Source organism: Acinetobacter pengchengensis (genome assembly GCF_982235305.1).
On the sequence record NZ_CEVATJ010000001.1, the window covers coordinates 106,721 to 128,308 of the forward strand.

The following is a 21,588-nucleotide window of genomic DNA, read 5'->3' on the forward strand; positions in this document are numbered from 1 at the left end:
TTTATCGGAGACTTTTTTATTTAAGTTAGGCCACCTGACCTAACGGATTAATCTTATCATAGTACATTGCTTCAAACTCAAAAGGCGATACATAACCCAGTGCACTGTGTACACGCTTTTTGTTGAACCAATCTACCCAATTTAATGTCGCAAGTTGTACATCCGCTAAACCTTGCCAATCTGCTTTTAAATATTCAATCACCTCTGTTTTGTATAAGCCATTCACCGTTTCAGCCAGAGCATTATCGTATGAATCACCCGTTGTACCGACTGATGCTCGTAAATTTGCTGCTTCTAAACGATTGGTATAGCGAATGGAAAGATATTGCACACCTCTGTCGGAATGATGAATCACATTCTTTGGCATGCCTCGATCATGCAATGCTTGCTCCAGTGCATCAAGTACCATATCTGTATTCATCCGTGTTGATACTTTCCATCCAACAATTGTTCGCGAGAACACATCAATAATAAATGCGGTGTAGACCCAGCCTGAATGAGTTTGAATATACGTGAAGTCAGCGACCCACAGCTGGTCAGGATGATCTGCATTAAAATTGCGTTTTACTAAGTCATCTGCTCGTTTTTGATCATCTCGGCTACGGGTGGTTTGTTTATTCTTACCACGCCAAACACCTTGTATACCTAGCTTCTGCATCAATCGAGCAACTGTACAACGTGCGATAACATAACCTTCACGTTTCAATTGTTGCCAGACCTTACGCACACCATATCGACCTAAACTTTCTTTCCAAATACGTTTGATTTGCTCTGCATGATGTAAATCATGCAGAGCACGTTTCGCTCGATGTTCTGGGTTATCAACGAGATCTAAAGCCCGATAATAGGTCGAAGCTGCAATCGGTAAAATTCTACAAATCGCTTCAACACCATATCGATCTTTATTGTTCTGGATAAAATCCACCATTATTTGTGTGGGCGGTCGAGCTCCGCCTGGGCGAAAAAAGCGGCTGCTTTGCGTAGAATTTCATTGGCACGCTTTAATTCTTTAATTTCACGTTCCATTTGCTTCATTTTTTCTTGGTCAGATATCTGTTGTACTTTGGCAGGATTTAGTTGATCCATATGCTTTAAATACCAAACACGCAATGTTTCAGGAGTACAACCGATTTTAGGAGCAATAGCTGTGATTGCTGCCCAAGTAGAAGGATAATCTTTTTCAGATTCAATTAGTAATTGAACCGCTCTTTCTCTAATTTCGGGGGTATAGTTTGGTTTTTTCATCGGAATAGTCTCTCAGAATATTGAGTCTCCGACAAACCTGGTACGGTTCAATGGAGATGATGGCGTTACATTAGAACCAACTGCTCCAAGCACTTGTAAAATCGTACCTGACATTGCGGCTCTGACTTCAATTGTTCCATTACCCGCACCTCCATAAGAGCTGATTAAACTATTGAGTTCATTAGCCCTAGTCTGAGTATTTTCAAATTCACGTTTGGCATTGATGTAATCAATTTCAGGTGAAACACGCTTTTGGAATAAAGCTCGTTCCTGCTCCATCTTTTTACGGGCAAATTGTAAGGTATCCAATGCAAGAGTACGTTCCGCATTAAGACGAATTAAATCCGGACTTTGTACAGTCGCCAAAAGATCCCCCTGATTCACTTGATCGCCAATTGAACGGTACGTTTTTATTAATGTTCCGCTCGCTTTAGGGGTAATAAAACTTTCAAAATTATCAGGAAATTTCAGTTCACCTTTGAGTTCGAGTGCATTTTCAAACATCATGGGTTCAACTTTTAAAAGTTCCAAACCACTGCTCTTGATACTGCTATCAAGCATAGTGACTCGTCCCTCTTTGGTATCCCATTTCCAAGTATGTTTTTTACCTTGATAATCAACATTGATCACCATCAAGAATGAATGTGGCTCATAGACAATTTCATTCCCAATCAGATAATCGCTTTCAGGCTTAAATGATATGGTTTGTTCTGCATCAAGACGCTGGATAAAAATATTGGCACTAATCTCTTCTGGTTTTAATGGCTTATCTTTAAAGTAGCCATACACCCGTAAATGAGGCTCTACCCCTTCCTCGAAGATTTTGACTTCAGCAGCAAAATCACCATCGCGATATAAACGGCCCCCATGCGGGCCTTTTTCATCTCCTGCTACAGCAACTTTTTCTTCAGTCACCTCATTATGACTTGAAGTTTCGGCTTTATTACCCGTTTTGTACCAAGCGATTGCACATAAAACGACTAATAAAGCGATAACACCTGTAGTAATTAAAGTATTGGTTGGTTTATTCATATTTTCAGGCCTTATTCTTGATCTAAATTGGTCACATAATTTCGTTCAACCTCTGCAATTTGATTTTGCAAAGCCAACCACAAATCGAATCGAGCGAGATGTTTATCCAACCAAATTTGCTTAATAGTATTGAATTCAAGTAAAGAAATCTTTCCTGCCTGATACCCCATTTCAGCAATTCTCAAACTTTCTTTGGTGGCAGGAAGTATGGACTGATCATAATTTTTGATCGAATCAATCAGGTTCGATACTTCAATAGACTTATTTTCTAATTCAATTTTGGAGTTACGGTTTACGAGAATAGAACGAGTTTCTGCATGTACTTGCTCCGCTTGTGCAAGTGCAATGCTCCCCTTATTTCGATTAAAAACAGATAGGGGAATAGATGTAGAAACTAAGAAAACTTGATCATTGGTCTCCTGATAGTTCCTTACCCCTAAACCCAGCGTAATATCTGGCACGGCTTCTTTTTTAGCTAATTCATACTGGGTTTTAGCCAGTTGAGTTTTAAGCAAGGCTTCTTGTTCAGATAAGCTCACTTTATCGGCAAAGTTAATGCTTAAAGGAACTTCTATTGCTTGATCAGGTAATACAGATATGAATTTGGAACACAGATTTTTTTGAAATTGAACTTTGAACCGTACCGGGTTTATCGGAGACTTTTTTATTTAAGTTAGGCCACCTGACCTAACGGATTAATCTTATCATAGTACATTGCTTCAAACTCAAAAGGCGATACATAACCCAGTGCACTGTGTACACGCTTTTTGTTGAACCAATCTACCCAATTTAATGTCGCAAGTTGTACATCCGCTAAACCTTGCCAATCTGCTTTTAAATATTCAATCACCTCTGTTTTGTATAAGCCATTCACCGTTTCAGCCAGAGCATTATCGTATGAATCACCCGTTGTACCGACTGATGCTCGTAAATTTGCTGCTTCTAAACGATTGGTATAGCGAATGGAAAGATATTGCACACCTCTGTCGGAATGATGAATCACATTCTTTGGCATGCCTCGATCATGCAATGCTTGCTCCAGTGCATCAAGTACCATATCTGTATTCATCCGTGTTGATACTTTCCATCCAACAATTGCTCGCGAGAACACATCAATAATAAATGCGGTATATACCCAGCCAGAATTGGTTTGAATATACGTAAAGTCACTGACCCATAATTGGTCAGGTCGATCAGCACTAAAATTCCGTTTCACTAAATCATCTGCTCGTTTTTGATCATCTCGGCTGCGGGTAGTTTGTTTGTTCTTACCACGCCAAACACCTTGTATATCTAGCTTTTTCATCAATCGAGCAACTGTACAACGTGCAATAACATAGCCTTCACGTTTCAATTTTTGCCAAACTTTACGTACACCATATCGACCTAAACTTTCTTTCCAAATACGTTTGATTTGCTCTGCATGATGTAAATCATGCAGAGCACGTTTCGCTCGATGTTCTGGGTTATCAACGAGATCTAAAGCCCGATAATAGGTCGAAGCTGCAATCGGTAAAATTCTACAAATCGCTTCAACGCCATATCGATCTTTATTGTGATGGATAAAATCCACCATTATTTGTGTGGGCGGTCGAGCTCCGCCTGGGCGAAAAAAGCGGCTGCTTTGCGTAGAATTTCATTGGCACGCTTTAATTCTTTAATTTCACGTTCCATTTGCTTCATTTTTTCTTGGTCAGATATCTGTTGTACTTTGGCAGGATTTAGTTGATCCATATGCTTTAAATACCAAACACGCAATGTTTCAGGAGTACAACCGATTTTAGGAGCAATAGCTGTGATTGCTGCCCAAGTAGAAGGATAATCTTTTTCAGATTCAATTAGTAATTGAACCGCTCTTTCTCTAATTTCGGGGGTATAGTTTGGTTTTTTCATCGGAATAGTCTCTCAGAATATTGAGTCTCCGACAAACCTGGTACGGTTCACTTTCTTCACTTCGTTCTGATAACGTAGTTTTGATTCAGACGATAAAGCTGAACTCAATTGAACATCAGATGGAATTACTCTGCCAAACGTAAGCGTCCGCTGAACACACCTTATGAATTCATCCTATAAGCCTTAATTTAGTCCCCACTTAAAAACAAGTGGGGACTAAAATTTATGACTACAAATCACCAGACATCCATCGCATCTCTTGCGAAAAAACGAAGAACATACAGTGCTGAATTTAAACAGCAGATCGTTCAGGCTTGTAAAGCACCGGACGTTTCAATTGCTTCGGTCGCTTTGCAACATGGATTGAATACAAATCTTGTATCCAAATGGATTCGCTTAATTGATGGTAAGCCTGGGAATGATCGCTCACCACTACCGAATAAACCTGCATTTATTGCCTTATCCTGCTCTGCACCATTAGATCCTACTCCTACTGACATGTTAACGGTTCAAATTACTTTACCCCACTCAAAAGCAGAAATTGGCTTGAAATGGCAAGTATCAGAAATATCTGCTTTAGCAGAATTACTCAAGGCACTTGCAACATGATCCGCATTGATGAAATCTGGCTTTCTACCCAACCTCTGGATATGCGAGCAGGGATGGATACGACCATGGCTCAGGTGGTGAGAGCCTTTGGCTACATCAAACCGCATTGTGCTTACCTGTTCTGTAATAAACGTGGCCATCGCATGAAAGTACTGGTACATGATGGATTGGGCATCTGGCTGTGTGCCCGGCGGCTGGAACAGGGAAAATTCCACTGGGCGCAGGTTCACCAAGGTGAAACCGTGGCCCTCAGCCCGGAACAGTTACAGGCACTGATCCAAGGTTTGCCCTGGCAGCGCATTGGACGACAGCAGGTGGTGACGATGCTTTAAACCAGACTGTTCCATTCTGCTATTCTCCAAACGTTCTATTTCCTCTGCGTCATGACCTCAGGCATACTGCGGTCATGAATACGCTGCCTGATTTAAGCCAACTGACCCATGAACAACTGCTGGAATTTACCAGACAGTTGGCAATGCAGCATCAGTCTCTGGCACAATCAAATCAAGAATTAGAAAAATCAAACCAACAATTAGATACCAAAGTTCAGCATCTTGAAGTATCCAATCAGCAATTAGATGCTCAAGTTCAACATCTTTCTATTCTCAACCAAAAATACGAGCATGAACTGGCGCTGTTTAAAAAGCACAAATTCGCCCAAAGGAATGAACACTTAACGGCAAAACAAATCCATCTGTGGGATGAAGCGGTTGAAGAAGATATTGCCGCGGTTGATCTAGAACTGGAACGGCTAAATGCAGATAAAACCAATGCAGCGACACAGAAAGCCAAAACCAATAAACCTAAACGTCGACCACTGCCAGATCATCTACACACCATCCGTATTGAGCATGAACCTGCATCAACCCAATGTGCTTGTGGCTGCCAACTCCGTCGTATCGGCGAAGATGTCAGTGAAAAACTGCATTTCAGACCGGCACAGTTCTATAAGGAACAGCATGTGCGTGGTAAATGGGTCTGTGATCAGTGTGACACTCTGACTCAGCAAGCGATGCCCGCCTATGTGATTGATAAAGGCATTGCTTCACCTGAATTGCTCAGCCATGTGCTGGTATCGAAGTATGCCGATCATTTGCCGCTGTACCGTCAGCGCCTGATCTATCAGCGGGCTGGCATTGATCTGTCCAGATCCACTTTATCTGACTGGATAGGTCGCTGCGGTGTAGAACTGGAACCTCTGGCCAATGCCTTAAAAGAGGTGGTGCTGCAACAGCGGGTGCTGCATGCAGATGAAACACCGGTCACCATCATGCGGATGGGTGAGAATAATAAAAAACCGAAGAAAGGTTATGTCTGGGCCTATGCCACCACACAGTATAATCCAGTTCAGGCGGTGATCTATGACTTTCAGGATAGTCGTTCAGGCCAGCATGCTGAAGAGTTCTTGAAAGGCTGGCAGGGCTATCTAGTCTGTGATGATTACAGTGGTTATAAAGCACGTTTTAAATCAGGCCAGGTGATTGAGGTAGGGTGCATGGCCCATGCACGTCGTAAATTCCATGAACTGCATGTAACTGGGAAAAGTCAGATCGCTGAACAGGCATTACTGATGATTCAGAAACTGTATGCGATAGAAGCAGAACTCAGGAAAAAGACCGATAGTACAGCAGAACACCGCCGCGAATACCGACAACAGCACAGCCAACCGGTGATGCAACAACTATATGAATGGCTCAACCAACATCATCTGACAGTGCCATCGAGTTCTCCAACCGCCAAGGCCATCAATTACACTCTGAAGCGTTGGCCAGCTTTAAGCCGCTATCTGGATGATGGCAATCTACCTATTTGCAATAATTGGGTCGAGAATCAGATGCGTCCCTGGGCGTTGGGGCGCAAGAACTGGCTGTTTGCTGGCTCGCTGCGCAGCGGCCAACGAGCTGCCAATATCATGACTTTAATCCAGTCAGCAAAACTGAATGGCTTGGATCCGTATGCCTATTTAAGTAATGTGCTGAAAAGGTTGCCGACGCATAAAGCGACCCAAATAGAAGAATTACTGCCACATCGCTGGAAATCCAACTCAAATTAAAAAATAGGCATGGGGTTCAGCGGACGCTTACTGCCAAACTTCAATTTTTCATTCAGAACATGGGCTTGTCTCGCGTTCATCTTGCTTTCGGTAGAATAAATTTCTACCCGTTTTGAAGCCGCATACCAATTTGACATACAAACACGGAAATCGGCTTTTAATTCAGCCTGACGCTTCAATGCCTCAAATTGGTTATTATTCCCTTGAAACCCTGCCAACTGCCTACGCAAAGCGCGTTTATTATTGAGAGGAATATCCTGGGACAAACCAATCATAGTCGTTGGCCCATCAAGATCTTTAAGGTCTGAATTACCTAAATTGTCTAATTCAAGATTAAACGTAGGATTATTAAGTCTACCGGCATATTTCTGATTTATGGCATATGCGTGTTGAGACTGTTGCAAACTCTTCAAAATTGAATCGTTTGAAATTACCTGTTGTTGTAGCTGAACGTAATCAGATGCTGCAAATAATCGAGTCGTTGCTGCTACTAAACCACAGGCAAGAAATATCTGATATTTTTTAGACATGACTTTACCTATACAAAAAAATGGAAATTATTTTTTGTACAGAAAAATCAATTTCTTAGAACAATTAAACCTTTTGTAAATATATAGGAATTACAAAGATATTCTATCCTTTTCCTAAGTGCATAGGATCGAACGGGTCGTTCAAAAAGACTCAGAAAAAGCAGAATGAGCGGGAGGGAAAAACTCAAGAGAAAAACTGGATCAATGCTCATTTGGTCTTTAGCTTGAACCGGTGGAGTAGAATGATGAAAAGGTGATTCATCATAACTGGTCCAGTTGTGATTTTTAGTATCTTCTATAAAAACCTGCTCTTCATCATGGTGAATAAGCGACCATTGGCTGGAACTATCTGTTTCAACTGAGATAGTCACATCATGATGATGGTCAAGATTTTTAGCTATAACTGGCGCCCATGTGTAAGCTCCCGTTGTTGTTATCGCAAACAAAAACAGGACAAACGCAAGAATAAGTTTTGAGAACTTATTATGTGGCATACGAAAAAATCATCTCGAGATTCGCAGAAAGCATACTGAATAGAACTTCAAAAGTAAATTGTTACCTAAGATAAAAACTATTTGTATTATTTTTAGAAAAAGGTATGAGTAAGCTACCAAAGATAAGTACTCTAATGTTTGATTTCCTCAACAACCTTATTTTGGAATTATCTTATTCAATACCCACTACTGTTGTTATGCCTGTAATAAGGATCTCATTTCCAAATATATAAAGTGAAGCCAACAAGACTTTAAATGTATATAAAAAATGGTTAAATAATTGCAAGGGGGGCTTTAAAACGTTTTAATCGTAAAGCATTTCCTAGTACAAATATTGACGAGAGCGCCATTGCACCTGCAGCAAATACAGGAGAAAGTAGCAGTCCAAATTGCGGATAAAGTACACCAGCTGCAATAGGAATCAGAGCTGCATTGTAAACAAATGCCCAAAATAAATTTTCACGAATATTGCTTATAGTCGCTTTGCTTAAAGCGATAGCATTCGGCACTCCTTTCAGGTTGCCAGACATCAAAACCACATCAGCAGCTTCAATAGCTACGTCTGTACCTGTACCTATCGCTAAGCCAATATCTGCTTCTGCAAGTGCAGGGGCATCATTAATGCCATCTCCAACATATGCGAGTTTACCATATTGATTTTTTAATTTTTTAACGGCCTCTATTTTACCTTCAGGTAAGACTTCAGCAATAACCTCATCAATACCTAGTTTTTTTGCAATCGCTTGAGCTGTATGACGGTTATCACCTGTAATCATGGCAACCTTTAAACCTAACTGATGTAACGCTTCAATTGCAGCAAATGTTGATTCTTTAATTGGATCTGCTGATGTGGTTCTAGGATTTTAGACCACGCCTATAAATGATACGAGATATGCTACAGCGTCAAGGGCATCAAATAGGTCGGCGTAAAGTCCGACGTTTAATGCGCTTGATGGGAATACATGCCTTGTATCCAAAACCCAATACCAGTAAGCCTAATCTTGCACACCGTATTTTCCCATATCTGTTGAAAAACATGGTCATCGATCACTCTAATCAAGTCTGGTGTACAGATATAACGTACATTCCTATGGCTAAAGGCTTTGTCTATCTGTGTGCAATTATAGATTGGCATAGTCGTAAAGTACTGGCTCATCGTGTATCGATCAGTATGGAAACAGGCTTTTGCATAGATGCGTTGCAAGAAGCAATTGTGAAATATGGTTGTCCAGAGGTGTTTAATACAGACCAAGGCAGTCAATTCACAAGCGAGGCATTTTTGAATGAGTTAAAATTGCGAAATATCCGTATCAGTATGGATGGGAAAGGACGATGGATGGATAATGTAATGATTGAGCGTTTATGGCGCAGCGTGAAGCATGAGGAAGTCTATTTGAAGGCTTACGATACGGTTAAACAAGCGAAACAATCAATTGCTGAATATTTGGATTTTTATAACATGATACGTCCTCATTCAAGTTTGAATAAGGCAACACCGGATGAATTTTATGATCAACATTTACTAAAAGTAATGGCAGCATAATTTAAATATTTAGAGCGGATTTATCACTTATAAAACTGAATTGAGTGGTCTAATTAACGGAACCACATTACTGCTACAGCAATAATGGCAGCAAGTTTCTGGTCAATCGCAACATAGAGAGGGGTTTTTCCTTCTTCTCCCAAACGATCCGAAAATTGAGAAAAAACATTAGGATTCAAACCTAGTTTTTCCATATATCGATCTGCACCAATATGAACCAAATGTTCAGACACCGTTGCTTCTATTCCATAGCCCGTGACTGACTTGAAATCAGCAACAGGAGACAGGATTAATTCCTTATCTATAGCGGCTTGTACAATTGCTCGAGCAATAGGATGCTCAGACTTTGATTCAACGGCTGCCATAAGTGAAAGTACGGCATTGTATTCAAACCCTTCTAAGACATGCAGATCGGTTAAAATTGGTTTCCCTTCAGTCAGGGTCCCTGTTTTATCAACAGCAACCACTTTAGTTTCTTTGAGCAGCTGCAAAGCTTCCCCTTTACGGAATAAAACACCCATTTCAGCACCACGCCCAGTTCCCACCATGATTGATGTAGGCGTTGCAAGTCCCATTGCACAAGGACATGCAATAATGAGTACCGCAACTGCATTAACTAAGCTAAACGTTAGGGCTGGCTCAGGGCCGAAGATAAACCAAGTAATAAAAGTTAAAAGAGAGAGACCCATTACTACAGGTACAAACCACATGGTAATTTTATCAACCAATGCCTGAATCGGCAGCTTGGAACCCTGTGCCTGTTCAACCATTCGGATGATTTGAGAAAGCACTGATGAACTACCAACAGAGGTGGCTTTGATATTTAAGCTGCCACTTTGGTTAATTGTTCCTCCTACCACAGTAGAGCCTATCGTTTTTTCAACGGGCATAGGCTCGCCAGTAATCATGGATTCATCAATAAAACTTTGGCCGTGAATAACTTCACCATCGACAGGGATACGCTCACCTGGTCTAATCTCTACAATCGTTCCTGTTTGAACTTCGGCAATCGGAACTTCTATCACCTGATTATTGAGCTGTATTCTGGCAACTTTAGGCTGCATTCCAACTAGATGTTGAATTGCTAAAGACGTTCGGCCTTTTGCCTTGGCTTCAAAAAATCTACCTAATAGAATTAAAGTGATAATAACCGCTGCAGCTTCATAATAAACATTGACCGTGCCTTGTGGCAGGACACTTGGAAAGAAAGTAGCAACCACTGAATAAAGATAAGCAGCCAATGTTCCTACAGCCACCAAGGAATTCATGTCTGGTGCTAAGCGGAATAAACTTGGGATGCCCTTTTTGAAGAAGCGTCGGCCTGGAAAAATTAATGCTACTGTGGTCAAGAAAAATTGCATTAACCAGCTATTTTGTTGGCCAATGTTATCCATCATAAACGTATGAAAGGCGGGAATCAGGTGTGATCCCATTTCTAAAATAAAAACGGGTAGAGTCAATAAGACTGACAAAATTAAATCTTTTTTAAGTTTTTCTAATTCAATATTCTTTTTATCTTGAAAGCTTTCCGTAGTTTGATGAACTGACTTTGCTTCAAACCCTGCTTTGGTGACAGCCTGAATTAACGAGTCACGAGTGACAGATGAGCTTGCCTGAATAGTCGCTTTTTCAGTAGCCAGATTTACATGTGCTGATTCCACACCCTCAACAGATTTTAAGGCTTTTTCTACTCGACCTACACAAGAAGCACATGACATACCCTCAATCGTAAGCTCTATTGGTTGCAGCGCTTCCACTTCGTAGCCTGCTTTTTCTACGGCTTTAATTAAAGTAGCGCGATCAAGTGGTTGATGCGCATAAATGACTGCTTTTTCGGTAGCCAGATTTACATGAGCCGATTCAACACCCTCAACAGATTTTAAAGCTTTTTCCACACGGCCTACACAAGAAGCACATGTCATCCCCTCAATCTCTAATGTTTCACTGTAGTGTGGCGTATCAGTCATTTCGGTACTCATATACGATCTCTATCATTTAGATATGCTGAGTTCTATATGCGAAGATCAGCTCGAACCAAGATTAGGGGGAATTCAGGGATTACTTTTATTTCAAGCAAGTACAGGTTTTATCTGTACGATGAGGAAAATAAGAGAGAGTAAAAGTGGTAAGGAATTCCCACTGTTACTCTAACAGAGATTAAGCAGGATCAGCTGTAAATCCACGCTCACTGAGAGTGGCAATGACTTGATCCTGACTCACCGTTGTGTTGATTTCAACAATACGGTTTTGTAAATCAATATCGAGTGAGGCATTCGAGTCGAGCTCTTTAATTGCGGTAGTAATGCCGCGTGCACAACCACCACAAGTCATATTAGCGATGTGAAATTTCATATGTTGCTCCTTTTTAACAAAACATTTGTTTAAAACATTAGAACAGTAACTCTAAACTTTCACCATACAACCAGCCTTTTTCTGAATCAGTTACTCGCTGTAACTTGGTCTGTTTACAACCTTACAGTTTTCTTCAGAGTATTCCAAAGAAGAGTGTTCTAATGACTACAGTAAAAGTACTTAACCAACATTAATGTGACTTTAAAATGACATTTTTGTCATCTACGATCACTCTGAAATTTATAAGATTAGTTATTTCAATCAATGGTAGTGAACTGAATAGATGAGACCGTTATGGGTTGAAGATAAGCTAAAAACCGGTGACTACCTTTATGTATAATGCCTCATGATGCGATTTTACTGTTCTGATTGTCGTAAGTTGACAGTCCAGTAGAAACTTTATTGCTCAGCTACAAAAGATAAATGCAGTAATGTTAAATTTCCTCAATTCCCTTATTTTGAAATTCTCTTATTCAATACCCACGACAGTGGTTATATAGCCTGTTGTTAATAGAATTGATAGACCTAATAACATCTCAAATAAAATGGCATGACTAAGGTGTTTAGCGAATTTAGGATGTTGAAGACGCGGGGTGAAATACCATTTGTTGAAGGCAGCTAAAAGTAGAATACCTATAACAAAAAACATTTTAACCATGAAACCATAGCCATATGCAGTATTGATTAAGGTATTAAAATCTTTAATTAAAAGAAGAGCTACACTAGCGCCACAGGCGATTAATATCCCAACAATGAAAGCAGCAATACGTCCAAATACATGCATGCGATCTTTTAAAGGTAAACCACTTATTTCCCGGCTGGTTTTCCATAACGGATATAAAGACCCCATCCATAACGACATAACTAGAATATGGATTGATAATAAAATTTGAGCAAGTAAGGTTAAATTAGCGACATGTCCGAGCTGGGAAAAACTAAAAATAATCGGGATAAGTAAAATACAAAATATTGAACTTTCAATTATAGAAAAATGACCTTTGTTCCTGTTAAGTTTAACCACCATGAGAAGAAGTAAAAGAGCAAAACTAATAGAACGAAGAACGTATATATACCCCGTCGGAGTATTAACCAATATATTAATATACGTGGGGTCCACCATACCTGTAATACCAGTATTGGCAAAACTACCAATCAGAATAAAAAATCCCAAGGTACTGGAAATTAGGCCTAATCCAGCGCCAATTGTAATATATTTAAGAATCGATTCTTTTAGTTCAAGATATTGTCTAAGTAAAAAATAGCAAAAGGCTCCACCAACGACAAAAGCTACACTTAAATATAAAATAAACTTAGTTAACCAAGTGGCCCACATCCAATATTCAGAAATCATTATTTTTGTCCATTCTAGAACAACATGCCAGCACCTCACTGACATGTTGAAAGGTAATCAATTCTTATTTAGTTGATTTGATAGTGAAACTATATTCACCATTCATGTTGTGACCATCTTTCCCCATTGTTGTCCAGACAACGGTATATTTACCTTTTTTCAGTTTCGGAAGAGCGACATCAAAGGATTTCTTTAAGTCATGAGTAACTTTATATTTTAAAGGAACATCTCTTCGCTGAGCATCCAGTAACTTAATATTCATCAACATAACCTCTGCACCAAAGTTAAGGGTCAAGCTCTTTGGTTGACTAAGGATAGATGCATTTTCCGCAGGAATCGCACTCACTAAACTCACATGAGCGAACGTAGTTGTAGTAGCCACAATCATCGTTGCAGCTACTACAACATTACGTAGAGCAGTCATTTTATTTTGAAATAATTTCATTTACGTTTCCTCTTGATTCGTTAGTTCATTAGAGATGACTTTATAAAATCTATATTTAATGAGACCACATCATCTCCTCTTATATTTCAATTATTAGTGAGAGACAGAAACAGAGCGATGACTTCAAAATTACATTTTTGTCATTTTTAAAAATCAATAGACTCAAGTGATAAAATTATTCAATAGAAATAAAAAAATTGACTATAACCAGCTACCACCTAAGTAAAACACCGGTGGCATAACCAGCGATCAACTTCATCAAAAGAATGAGTGGAGCAAATAAATGAAAAATACCTCTCTATTTGTTTGCTTCATTCATTTAAAGGTTGTATCGGCTGATCAACTGATGGAAGGAAAATATCATGACTTATATCCGCCAAACTTTACTCACACTTTGTATAACCGTTGCCTCTTTAGGTGCATTAGCTCAAAATCCCGAAGAGCATAAAACGCATCACCCAGAAAATACCCTTTCATCTACAGTCACTGTTAACAAGACAACTACTGGCAAGATGAATCCAGACAAAATGGCTGCAATGGACCAGCACATGAAAGCAATGCAAGCCATGCATGCAAAGATGATGGCTGCAAAAAACCCTCAAGAACGTCAAAAACTTATGGCTGAGCACATGAAACTCATGCAAGGAGGTATGAGCATGATGAAACAGATGAGCGGCCAAAGCATGAATGCAAATATGGCTGACCGTCAGCAAATGATGGAAAAACGTATGGACATGATGCAATCCATGATGCAGATGATGATGGACTGTATGCCTCCCTCCACAACTAAATAATTACCCATGAATTAGAGAGGGAAGCACCATGAACCATCAACCTCAAGAACATAATTCAGTACCTAACTTTTGGTCTACACGTTATGCCATCGGCCTATTCGTGATTGGTGGTGTGGCAGCCTATTTTCTCTTAACCGAGCATTTGGCCCATGTCGTTGGTGTTTTACCCTTTTTACTCCTTTTAGCATGCCCACTCATGCATATTTTTATGCATGGTGGTCATGGACATCACCATCATCAACAGAAAAATCCAGACACATCAGATAATAAAAAATCACGCGAACCAGGAGACCCCTCATGAATCATGCGGAATCAGCCTATGGTCTGTGGTGGCTCGTCATCATAAATTCGGCAATTTTCATTATGTTTGCCTTCAGTTTTTTTAAACCCGCCACAGCGCGAGATTGGCGTACTTTTGGGGCCTTTTCGGCTTTTATCATTGCTCTATTTGTCGAAATGTATGGTTTTCCTTTAACCATTTACCTGTTATCTGGTTGGCTTCAAACTCGCTTCCCTCAACTTGACTTACTTTCTCATAATGCAGGTCACTTGTGGTCAACGCTATTAGGTGAAAAAGGTGATCCACATTTTGGCATTTTGCATATCGCCAGTTACGTTTTCTTGGGCTATGGATTTTACCTGTTATCAACGTCATGGCAGGTGCTGTACAACGCGCAACGTCAGCATTCTTTAGCGATCACAGGCCCTTATGCACGTATACGTCACCCACAATACGTGGCTTTTGTGATGATCTTGCTGGGTTTTTTATTGCAATGGCCAACTTTACTGACACTGATTATGTTTCCAATCCTACTCTTAATGTACAGCCGCTTGGCAATTAAGGAAGAGGCTGAAATGAGTAAACAGTTTGGCGCTGTCTATGACAGCTATGCTCAACAGACTCCGAGATTTATTCCAAAATTCGGCCATAAAACCACTTTTCCATAAGAGAATTATTTATGTCAGATCAAAAAAATCATAACCAGGACCATATGGCACAGGCTACAACAGACGTACTGAAAGACCCAGTCTGTGGTATGACCGTCACTGAAGAATCGAAATACCATGAGGAATTTAAGGGGAAAACTTACTTTTTTTGCAGTGATAAATGTCAATCCAAGTTTCATACTAACCCTGTGCAATACATCACTAAATCTGGAACTATGAATGCCGATGCACACACACAGCATCATCAGACTACTCAATCCGTTAATGATGCAAGCACAACAGGCACGACCATCTATACTTGCCCAATGCATCCAGAAATTAGACAGGATCATCCTGGAAACTGTCCTAAATGCGGAATGACACTGGAACCACTCATTCCCGAGTTAGAGGAAGATGAGAATCCTGAGTTACGTGATTTCCGTCGACGCTTCTGGTGGACACTGCCACTCACCATAGTCGTGACTTTTTTGGCAATGTTTGGCCATCAACTGAACCTATTCGACATGGCAGTTCAGAGCTGGATTGAATTAGTGTTGTCACTCCCGATTGTACTGTGGGCAGGTTGGCCATTTTTTTCCCGTGGTTGGCAATCGGTTGTGAATCGCAGCCCAAACATGTGGACCCTGATCGGTCTAGGTACAGGGGCTGCTTTTATTTACAGTGTGGTTGCGACCATTGCACCACAAATCTTTCCAGACTCATTTATCTCCATGGGTCGTGTCGCTGTTTACTTTGAAGCTTCAGCGGTCATCATTTCTTTGACCCTACTGGGGCAAATACTGGAATTAAAAGCACGTTCGCAAACTTCTGCTGCAATTAAGTCACTCCTCGGACTTGCTCCTAAAACAGCTCGCCGAATCCTGCCCGATGGAACTGAGGAAGATGTTCCTCTGACTCATGTCCATGTAGGAGATTTACTCCGCATCCGCCCAGGTGAAAAAGTTCCTGTGGATGGTGTAGTCACCGATGGAAGCAGTTCATTGGATGAATCTATGCTGACAGGTGAACCTTTACCGATCACTAAACGCATCGGTGATAAAGTCATTGGTGCTACCCTGAATACCAATGGTTCCCTAATCATGCGTTCAGAGAAAATTGGTTCAAGTACCATGTTGTCTCAGATCGTACAGATGGTGGCGCAAGCTCAACGCTCAAGAGCCCCAATGCAACGCATGGCTGATCAGGTTGCAGGTTGGTTTGTCATGGCTGTAGTAGCCATTGCCTTGCTTACCTTCTTTGGATGGGGACTGTTCGGCCCAGAAGAGTCGAGCTGGGTTTATGCATTAATCAATGCTGTGGCAGTACTCATTATTGCCTGTCCTTGTGCACTAGGCTTGGCAACTCCAATGTCTATCATGGTTGCAACGGGTCAAGGTGCTACTCATGGTGTGTTGTTCCGCGATGCAGCAGCCATTGAGAATCTGCGCAAGATTGACACACTAATCATCGATAAAACAGGTACGTTGACCGAAGGACGCCCTGTATTCGATCGTGTGGTTGCCGCATCAGGTTTCGATGAATCTGAAGTATTACGTTTAGCCGCCAGTCTTGATCAAGGCAGTGAACACCCGCTAGCCGAAGCGATTGTAAATGCAGCACACGAACGTGGCCTGTCTCTTGAAACACCAGATAATTTTGAATCGGGCTCAGGGATTGGTGTTCGAGGTCAAGTGGGCGATCGTCAGTTAGCTTTGGGCAACACAGCACTGATGGAGCAATTAGGTATCTCGGTACAATCTCTGATTCCGCAAGCCGAAGAGCTGCGTTCAGAAGGTGCAAGTGTCATGCATCTAGCCATCAATGGTGAATTGGCCGGCCTGCTTGCAGTATCCGATCCCATCAAAAAAAGTACCCCTGAAGCACTTGCCACCCTGAAGGAAGCGGGTCTACGTATCGTGATGGCAACAGGAGATGGTCTCACCACTGCCCGTTCAGTCGCATCACGTCTGGGTATTGATGAGGTACATGGTGAAGTTAAACCCGCAGATAAACTAGAACTGGTCAGCAAATTGCAGAAGGAAGGTCGCATCGTGGCAATGGCCGGCGATGGAATCAATGATGCACCAGCACTAGCCAAGGCTGATGTCGGTATCGCTATGGGGACCGGAACTGATGTCGCAATGAATAGTGCTCAAGTTACGCTGGTCAAGGGGGATTTACGCGGTATCGCGGTTGCCCGTTCCCTTTCGGAAGCTACTGTTGGCAACATGAAACAGAACCTCATGTTTGCTTTCCTTTACAATGCCTTGGGTATCCCAATCGCAGCTGGCGTACTCTATCCATTTACCGGTTGGTTATTGTCACCCATGATTGCGGCCTTGGCGATGAGTTTTAGTTCAGCTTCAGTCATCACCAATGCCCTTCGCCTGCGAAATAAAAAGTTATGATAGAGAGTTCTTTTCTTCCACCAGATGTACCAGGTCTTATTGCAGCACTTGCCATCGGCCTGCTCATTGGTTTAGAACGAGGATGGCACGATCGTGAATTGCCCGAGGGCAGCCGAGTAGCAGGCCTACGTACCTTCACATTGACAGGATTACTCGGAGGAGTGCTGGGTCATCTACAGCCAAACTTTGGGCCTTGGCCACTAGTCGCAGCCGTATTAGGGCTTTCCCTTTTACTTACGGTATCCTACGCGCGTACCGCAAAAATTTCCGGTAATTTAAGCGCTACCACGACGATCGCGATGCTGTTGACATTAGTTTTAGGTGCATATGCATCCCATGGTAATGTTACTTTAGCATTAACCGCGGCTGTAATCGTCGCTGTATTTTTGGATCTCAAGCCAACCTTACACGGTTGGCTACGCTTGATAGAGCATCGTGAATTAACCGCATCTCTACAGTTACTGGTACTTTCTGTCGTTATATTACCTTACTTACCCAATACGGGTATGGGACCTTTTGCTGCATTAAATCCTTACCAGTTATGGTGGGCAGTGATCCTGATTGCCGGACTCTCTCTGGCAGGTCATTTTGCCATGCGGCTCACCGGTTCAGAAAGAGGCATACTCTGGACAGGTCTATTGGGTGGTTTGGCATCTTCTACAGCTGCAACTGTCGCACTGGCACGCTATACACGCCAGCACCCCGTCATGGTCAGTGCTGCTATTTCTGGAACATTGGCTGCCTGTGGCATCATGTTTTTTCGTATGGTTGTGCTGATAGGCGTCATTGAGCCAGCATTGCTAAGCACTTTTGGTGGTGCAATGATGATTGCGGGAATCCTTCTGCTGGGTATGGCATTGTGGAGACAACGCCAAATTACCAGCGCTGAAAACAACGATCGAACAATAGAAGCAATGGCTCCTTTTGATCTTGGGACAGCATTCAGCTTCGCTGCTTTCCTGGCTGTCATGGCAGTCTTGGTCCCGGCAGCATAACAATGGTTGGGCACCAGCGGCATCTTCGTATTATCGACTATTTCTGGGCTAGCAGACGTAGATGCTATTTTAGTCTCACTTGCCCGCCTGCATAGTACTGAAGGCTTAACAACAAATGTGGCTGCTGTCGCGCTAGGGCTGGCCACACTGAGCAACATGTTAAGCAAAGCGACAATTGCATGGATGACAGGGGGGCACAGTTTGGCCGAGCTATCATATTTGGCTACACAATTGCCATGATAGGTGCTGGCGTAGCTCTGGCTCTCAGTTTGAGCTTTATGTAAGGTCAACTCGGGTAAATGGAAGATGTTCAAAAAATGAGTTAAAATGATTCCCCTTGCATGGATTCACTTTGAAAAACAATGGTAAAAATGATTCGACCATTGAGGGATTCAGCCTGGATGGTCGCCCCAAGCATATCAAGAATAGATTTTGTTATGGCAAGCCCTAAGCCGGTTCCTTCTTCTGTTCTTTGTCTAGACGCATCTGTTCGATAAAAACGATCAAATAATCTGGATAGTTGTTCAGGAGAGAGTTCAGGGCCTTCATTTTCAATTGAAAATATTGTGTTATCTAAATTCTGTTGAAGTTTTATCTGTATTGTAGAATTCTTGTTTCCATATTTAACTGCATTAGACAATAGGTTGCTGAGTGCGCGACGTAACATAGCAGGATCACCTTTCACATTGCCAGATCCTGTTTGTTGAAGTGTCATATTTTTTTCGGCAGCTAGAGCGTCATAGAAATCAAATAAAGCGGTAACTTCTTTAATGAGGTCAATATTCTGTAAGTTCTGTAAATTTAAGTCATGTTCTGCTTTTGCCAAGAAAAGCATATCGGACACCATTCGAGCCAAACGTTCAAATTCTTCTAAATTAGAAAATAGTATTTCTTGATAAGTACCAATATCTCGGTTACGGGCGAGACATACTTGAGTTTGGGTCATTAAATTATTAATCGGTGTTCTAATTTCATGTGCTAAATCAGATGAAAAATCGGAAAGTTTTTCTAAAGCTGACTCTAGTCTGTCCAGCATAGCATTGAAGGCGATTGCTAATGATTTTAGTTCTGTTGGTGTGTGCTCAACTTCTAAACGTTCTGAAAGATGTTGGGCAGAAATGCCTTCTGCGACCTGAGCCATTCTTTGCACGGGTCTTAAACCTCTCCAGGTTGCAAACCAGCCTAAAAACATTAAACAAATCGTTCCAGCTAAACCAATGTAAAAAAGTTGGCGCTTAAAATCATTTAAAAAATGTAGATGTTCTGAGGTATCGATCCCCACAATAATTCGTACAGATTGTATTACATTATTTTTATTCATCTCCGTGTTGTAGATGATGCCACGATAAGTCTTATCCTGAATTTTCCATTTAATCCAAGAGTTATTTGCAGACTTGGTTAAGTGTTGAGTATTAATTGTTGAAGGTGCTGAACTAAATAAAACTTTACCTGTCGGTCGTTCTATTTGAACCATAAGATCATGGTGTCCAACTAAAGCGTCTCTCAAATACAGATTAAGTTCTGGAGAGTTTTTAGGATTCTGTTGGATAAGATTCTGAATCAGCTGGATTTTACCTTCTAATTGGGTACGGTCTTGAGTCTCAAAATGATGTATTACCAATTTATTTATGAATAAACCCATAATAATTAGAATGAAAATAGTAGATAAGGAGAAAATAATACCGATCCGAAAACTGATCGATTTGAATAAGTTATTATTCATCCTCTACCTCTAGTACATACCCCATTCCTCGAATATTCTGAATTAATTTGGGGGTAAAGTTACTATCAACTTTACTTCTTAATCTTTTAATAGCGACTTCAACGACATTCGTATCACTATCAAAGTTCATATCCCAAATTTGAGATGCAATAAGTGCTCTTGGTAAAATTTCACCTCGTCTACGCATGAAAAGTTCCATAAGCGCGAATTCTTTAGCCGTTAAATCAATGCGTTGACCTGCTCGTGTTACCCGACGTTTTCTCAAATCAAGTTCTAAATCAGCAATCTTAATAATATTATTATTATCTTCTCTTTGTTGCCCTCGTCTAAGGAGAGTTTTGATTCGAGCAAGAAGCTCTGCAAAAGCAAAAGGCTTTACTAAATAATCATCAGCGCCTAACTCTAAACCTTTTACTCGATCTTCGATTTGATCTCGGGCGGTAAGAAAAAGAATGGGCATTGTTTTACCGCTGCTACGAATATCATTGATAATATTCCAACCATTTAGTCCAGGTAACATCACGTCTAAAATAATTAAGTCATACTCTTCAGAAAGAGCTTGATGTTTACCCGTTAACCCATCTGTAACCCAGTCCGTAATATAGCCAGCTTCGGATAAACCTTGCTTGAGATAATCACCAGTTTTTTGTTCATCTTCAACTAATAGTATTCTCATTTCCGAATCCTAAGTCATTCATTAAAACTATAATAACGTTATAAAACATCTGATCGAGATAGATTACAAAAATGTCATTTTCAAGTCACTTAGATGTTCAGTGCTTCACTTTATTGTAGTAGCAAGAAATTAACTTTTAGAGAAACTTATGAAAACTGTAGTGCGTCGTAGTCTAACAATTTTAATGTGTGCTGGAACTTTAATTGCTGGTACTCAATCTTGGGCAAAAGATGTATCAACCTCAAGTGCCACTAAAACGGTTAAAGCACAGGAACCTTGTACAAAACCTTGTAAAATGGAAAAAGATGACAAGACTCAGCAAGATCATAGTCAACATCAGTCTCCTAACTCATCTGACATGTCAAAAATGGATCATTCTATGATGAATATGGACCATTCTAAAATGGATCATTCAAAGATGAATATGCCTAGTAGCAATAAATAATTTTATAAATAGCGAGAAAGAAGTATTAAAGTTTATACTAAATATTTGCTTTATTACTTCAATCTTGACCTTT

At 40.9% G+C, this 21,588-nt stretch carries 16 protein-coding genes, 7 pseudogenes and 2 other annotated features; of the genes and pseudogenes, 10 read left to right on the forward strand and 13 right to left on the reverse strand.

The annotated features are described in order from the left end of the window. Positions 1 to 25: 25 nt before the first annotated feature. The 4 genes and pseudogenes from AC0T5Z_RS00490 to AC0T5Z_RS00505 all read right to left on the reverse strand — a co-directional run bounded on the left by AC0T5Z_RS00490 (position 26) and on the right by AC0T5Z_RS00505 (position 4,170). Positions 26 to 1,245 (reverse strand): IS3-like element ISAba29 family transposase gene (locus AC0T5Z_RS00490; RefSeq protein ID WP_151826295.1). Its coding sequence is split into 2 segments (ribosomal slippage): positions 26 to 969 and positions 969 to 1,245, totalling 1,221 coding nucleotides; the frame shifts between segments, so codons are not numbered across the junction. Then, positions 854 to 970 (reverse strand) — a sequence feature (AL1L pseudoknot). (Overlaps the previous gene by 117 nt.) 48 nt (positions 1,246 to 1,293) lie before the next feature. After that, positions 1,294 to 2,277 (reverse strand): annotated as a pseudogene (locus AC0T5Z_RS00495) (efflux RND transporter periplasmic adaptor subunit); the annotation flags it as partial. An 11-nt stretch (positions 2,278 to 2,288) separates the two neighbouring features. Next, positions 2,289 to 2,912 (reverse strand): annotated as a pseudogene (locus tag AC0T5Z_RS00500) (TolC family protein); the annotation flags it as partial. Between the two features lie 38 nt (positions 2,913 to 2,950). After that, positions 2,951 to 4,170, reverse strand: a protein-coding gene (locus AC0T5Z_RS00505) for an IS3 family transposase (RefSeq protein WP_407507946.1) whose coding sequence is annotated in 2 segments (ribosomal slippage) — positions 2,951 to 3,894 and positions 3,894 to 4,170 — 1,221 coding nt in all. Because the reading frame shifts where the segments join, the coding sequence is not laid out codon by codon here. Further along, positions 3,779 to 3,895, reverse strand: a sequence feature (AL1L pseudoknot). It overlaps the preceding gene by 117 nt. Before the next feature lie 225 nt (positions 4,171 to 4,395). Between AC0T5Z_RS00505 and tnpA the strand changes: the two genes are divergently transcribed. From tnpA to tnpC, 3 genes are all read left to right on the forward strand, one after another. Beyond that, on the forward strand, positions 4,396 to 4,779 hold the full coding sequence (gene tnpA / locus AC0T5Z_RS00510) for an IS66-like element accessory protein TnpA (protein ID WP_004762545.1): 384 nt from the start codon (positions 4,396 to 4,398) through the stop codon (positions 4,777 to 4,779). Next, on the forward strand, positions 4,776 to 5,111 hold the full coding sequence (tnpB, locus tag AC0T5Z_RS00515; RefSeq protein ID WP_005265675.1) for an IS66 family insertion sequence element accessory protein TnpB: 336 nt from the start codon (positions 4,776 to 4,778) through the stop codon (positions 5,109 to 5,111). Before tnpA ends, tnpB begins: the two co-directional genes overlap by 4 nt. A 74-nt stretch (positions 5,112 to 5,185) precedes the next feature. Next, positions 5,186 to 6,832, forward strand: coding sequence for an IS66 family transposase (gene tnpC / locus AC0T5Z_RS00520; protein ID WP_473786248.1), 1,647 nt, complete (start codon positions 5,186 to 5,188; stop codon positions 6,830 to 6,832). 20 nt (positions 6,833 to 6,852) lie between these two features. Here the strand turns inward: tnpC and AC0T5Z_RS00525 are convergent. The 3 genes and pseudogenes from AC0T5Z_RS00525 to AC0T5Z_RS00535 all read right to left on the reverse strand — a co-directional run. Next, a pseudogene (locus AC0T5Z_RS00525) lies at positions 6,853 to 7,362 on the reverse strand (TolC family protein); the annotation flags it as partial. A 47-nt stretch (positions 7,363 to 7,409) separates the two neighbouring features. After that, positions 7,410 to 7,856, reverse strand: a complete 447-nt coding sequence (locus AC0T5Z_RS00530) for a hypothetical protein (RefSeq protein WP_435337845.1) — start codon at positions 7,854 to 7,856, stop codon at positions 7,410 to 7,412. A 272-nt stretch (positions 7,857 to 8,128) separates the two neighbouring features. After that, positions 8,129 to 8,701, reverse strand: a pseudogene (locus AC0T5Z_RS00535) (HAD-IC family P-type ATPase); the annotation flags it as partial. 35 nt (positions 8,702 to 8,736) lie between these two features. Between AC0T5Z_RS00535 and AC0T5Z_RS00540 the strand changes: the two are divergent. Then, positions 8,737 to 9,399 (forward strand): annotated as a pseudogene (locus tag AC0T5Z_RS00540) (IS3-like element ISAcsp5 family transposase); the annotation flags it as partial. Positions 9,400 to 9,470: 71 nt separating this feature from the next. On the opposite strand, the pseudogene AC0T5Z_RS00545 reads toward AC0T5Z_RS00540, so the two are convergent. From AC0T5Z_RS00545 to AC0T5Z_RS00560, 4 genes and pseudogenes are all read right to left on the reverse strand, one after another. Then, positions 9,471 to 11,378 (reverse strand): annotated as a pseudogene (locus tag AC0T5Z_RS00545) (heavy metal translocating P-type ATPase); the annotation flags it as partial. A gap of 178 nt (positions 11,379 to 11,556) precedes the next feature. Continuing rightward, complete coding sequence (locus AC0T5Z_RS00550; protein WP_004281879.1) at positions 11,557 to 11,751, reverse strand: heavy-metal-associated domain-containing protein; 195 nt, start codon at positions 11,749 to 11,751, stop codon at positions 11,557 to 11,559. Positions 11,752 to 12,220: 469 nt separating this feature from the next. Beyond that, complete coding sequence (locus AC0T5Z_RS00555) at positions 12,221 to 13,102, reverse strand: copper resistance D family protein (RefSeq protein ID WP_435337705.1); 882 nt, start codon at positions 13,100 to 13,102, stop codon at positions 12,221 to 12,223. 64 nt (positions 13,103 to 13,166) lie between these two features. After that, positions 13,167 to 13,547, reverse strand: a complete 381-nt coding sequence (locus AC0T5Z_RS00560) for a copper resistance CopC family protein (RefSeq protein WP_435337706.1) — start codon at positions 13,545 to 13,547, stop codon at positions 13,167 to 13,169. Positions 13,548 to 13,909: 362 nt separating this feature from the next. Here AC0T5Z_RS00560 and AC0T5Z_RS00565 point away from each other — a divergent pair, with 362 nt between their 5' ends. The 5 genes and pseudogenes from AC0T5Z_RS00565 to AC0T5Z_RS00585 all read left to right on the forward strand — a co-directional run bounded on the left by AC0T5Z_RS00565 (position 13,910) and on the right by AC0T5Z_RS00585 (position 18,955). Further along, positions 13,910 to 14,341, forward strand: a complete 432-nt coding sequence (locus AC0T5Z_RS00565) for an EMC3/TMCO1 family protein (protein ID WP_176538564.1) — start codon at positions 13,910 to 13,912, stop codon at positions 14,339 to 14,341. Positions 14,342 to 14,369: 28 nt separating this feature from the next. Beyond that, positions 14,370 to 14,642, forward strand: a complete 273-nt coding sequence (locus AC0T5Z_RS00570) for a DUF2933 domain-containing protein (RefSeq protein ID WP_004755892.1) — start codon at positions 14,370 to 14,372, stop codon at positions 14,640 to 14,642. Beyond that, positions 14,639 to 15,289 (forward strand): methyltransferase family protein, encoded by a 651-nt coding sequence (locus AC0T5Z_RS00575; RefSeq protein ID WP_435337707.1) that lies wholly within the window; start codon positions 14,639 to 14,641, stop codon positions 15,287 to 15,289. Before AC0T5Z_RS00570 ends, AC0T5Z_RS00575 begins: the two co-directional genes overlap by 4 nt. Positions 15,290 to 15,300: 11 nt before the next feature. Further along, positions 15,301 to 17,676: a heavy metal translocating P-type ATPase gene (locus AC0T5Z_RS00580; RefSeq protein ID WP_435337708.1), complete on the forward strand. Its 2,376-nt coding sequence runs from the start codon at positions 15,301 to 15,303 to the stop codon at positions 17,674 to 17,676. Next, positions 17,673 to 18,955, forward strand: a pseudogene (locus AC0T5Z_RS00585) (MgtC/SapB family protein). Before AC0T5Z_RS00580 ends, AC0T5Z_RS00585 begins: the two are co-directional and overlap by 4 nt. A gap of 38 nt (positions 18,956 to 18,993) precedes the next feature. Here AC0T5Z_RS00585 and AC0T5Z_RS00590 read toward each other — a convergent pair. Then, entirely contained in the window at positions 18,994 to 20,394 is a 1,401-nt protein-coding gene (locus AC0T5Z_RS00590; protein WP_435337709.1) for a heavy metal sensor histidine kinase, read from the reverse strand. Beyond that, positions 20,387 to 21,070, reverse strand: coding sequence for a heavy metal response regulator transcription factor (locus tag AC0T5Z_RS00595; protein WP_435337710.1), 684 nt, complete (start codon positions 21,068 to 21,070; stop codon positions 20,387 to 20,389). Before AC0T5Z_RS00595 ends, AC0T5Z_RS00590 begins: the two co-directional genes overlap by 8 nt. A gap of 148 nt (positions 21,071 to 21,218) precedes the next feature. On the opposite strand from AC0T5Z_RS00595, the gene AC0T5Z_RS00600 reads away from it, so the two are divergent. Then, positions 21,219 to 21,515, forward strand: a complete 297-nt coding sequence (locus tag AC0T5Z_RS00600) for a hypothetical protein (RefSeq protein ID WP_004281865.1) — start codon at positions 21,219 to 21,221, stop codon at positions 21,513 to 21,515. Positions 21,516 to 21,588 lie beyond the last annotated feature (73 nt).

Excerpts from the sequence above, each read along its gene's own strand:
- AC0T5Z_RS00555 (WP_435337705.1), bottom strand. The coding sequence starts at position 13,102 with ATGATTTCTGAATATTGGATGTGGGCCACTTGGTTAACTAAGTTTATT.
- tnpC (WP_473786248.1), top strand. The coding sequence starts at position 5,186 with ATGAATACGCTGCCTGATTTAAGCCAACTGACCCATGAACAACTGCTG.
- AC0T5Z_RS00580 (WP_435337708.1), top strand. The coding sequence starts at position 15,301 with ATGTCAGATCAAAAAAATCATAACCAGGACCATATGGCACAGGCTACA.
- AC0T5Z_RS00575 (WP_435337707.1), top strand. The coding sequence starts at position 14,639 with ATGAATCATGCGGAATCAGCCTATGGTCTGTGGTGGCTCGTCATCATA.
- AC0T5Z_RS00565 (WP_176538564.1), top strand. The coding sequence starts at position 13,910 with ATGACTTATATCCGCCAAACTTTACTCACACTTTGTATAACCGTTGCC.
- tnpB (WP_005265675.1), top strand. The coding sequence starts at position 4,776 with ATGATCCGCATTGATGAAATCTGGCTTTCTACCCAACCTCTGGATATG.
- AC0T5Z_RS00590 (WP_435337709.1), bottom strand. The coding sequence starts at position 20,394 with ATGAATAATAACTTATTCAAATCGATCAGTTTTCGGATCGGTATTATT.
- AC0T5Z_RS00530 (WP_435337845.1), bottom strand. The coding sequence starts at position 7,856 with ATGCCACATAATAAGTTCTCAAAACTTATTCTTGCGTTTGTCCTGTTT.
- AC0T5Z_RS00600 (WP_004281865.1), top strand. The coding sequence starts at position 21,219 with ATGAAAACTGTAGTGCGTCGTAGTCTAACAATTTTAATGTGTGCTGGA.
- AC0T5Z_RS00570 (WP_004755892.1), top strand. The coding sequence starts at position 14,370 with ATGAACCATCAACCTCAAGAACATAATTCAGTACCTAACTTTTGGTCT.
- AC0T5Z_RS00595 (WP_435337710.1), bottom strand. The coding sequence starts at position 21,070 with ATGAGAATACTATTAGTTGAAGATGAACAAAAAACTGGTGATTATCTC.
- tnpA (WP_004762545.1), top strand. The coding sequence starts at position 4,396 with ATGACTACAAATCACCAGACATCCATCGCATCTCTTGCGAAAAAACGA.
- AC0T5Z_RS00550 (WP_004281879.1), bottom strand. The coding sequence starts at position 11,751 with ATGAAATTTCACATCGCTAATATGACTTGTGGTGGTTGTGCACGCGGC.
- AC0T5Z_RS00560 (WP_435337706.1), bottom strand. The coding sequence starts at position 13,547 with ATGAAATTATTTCAAAATAAAATGACTGCTCTACGTAATGTTGTAGTA.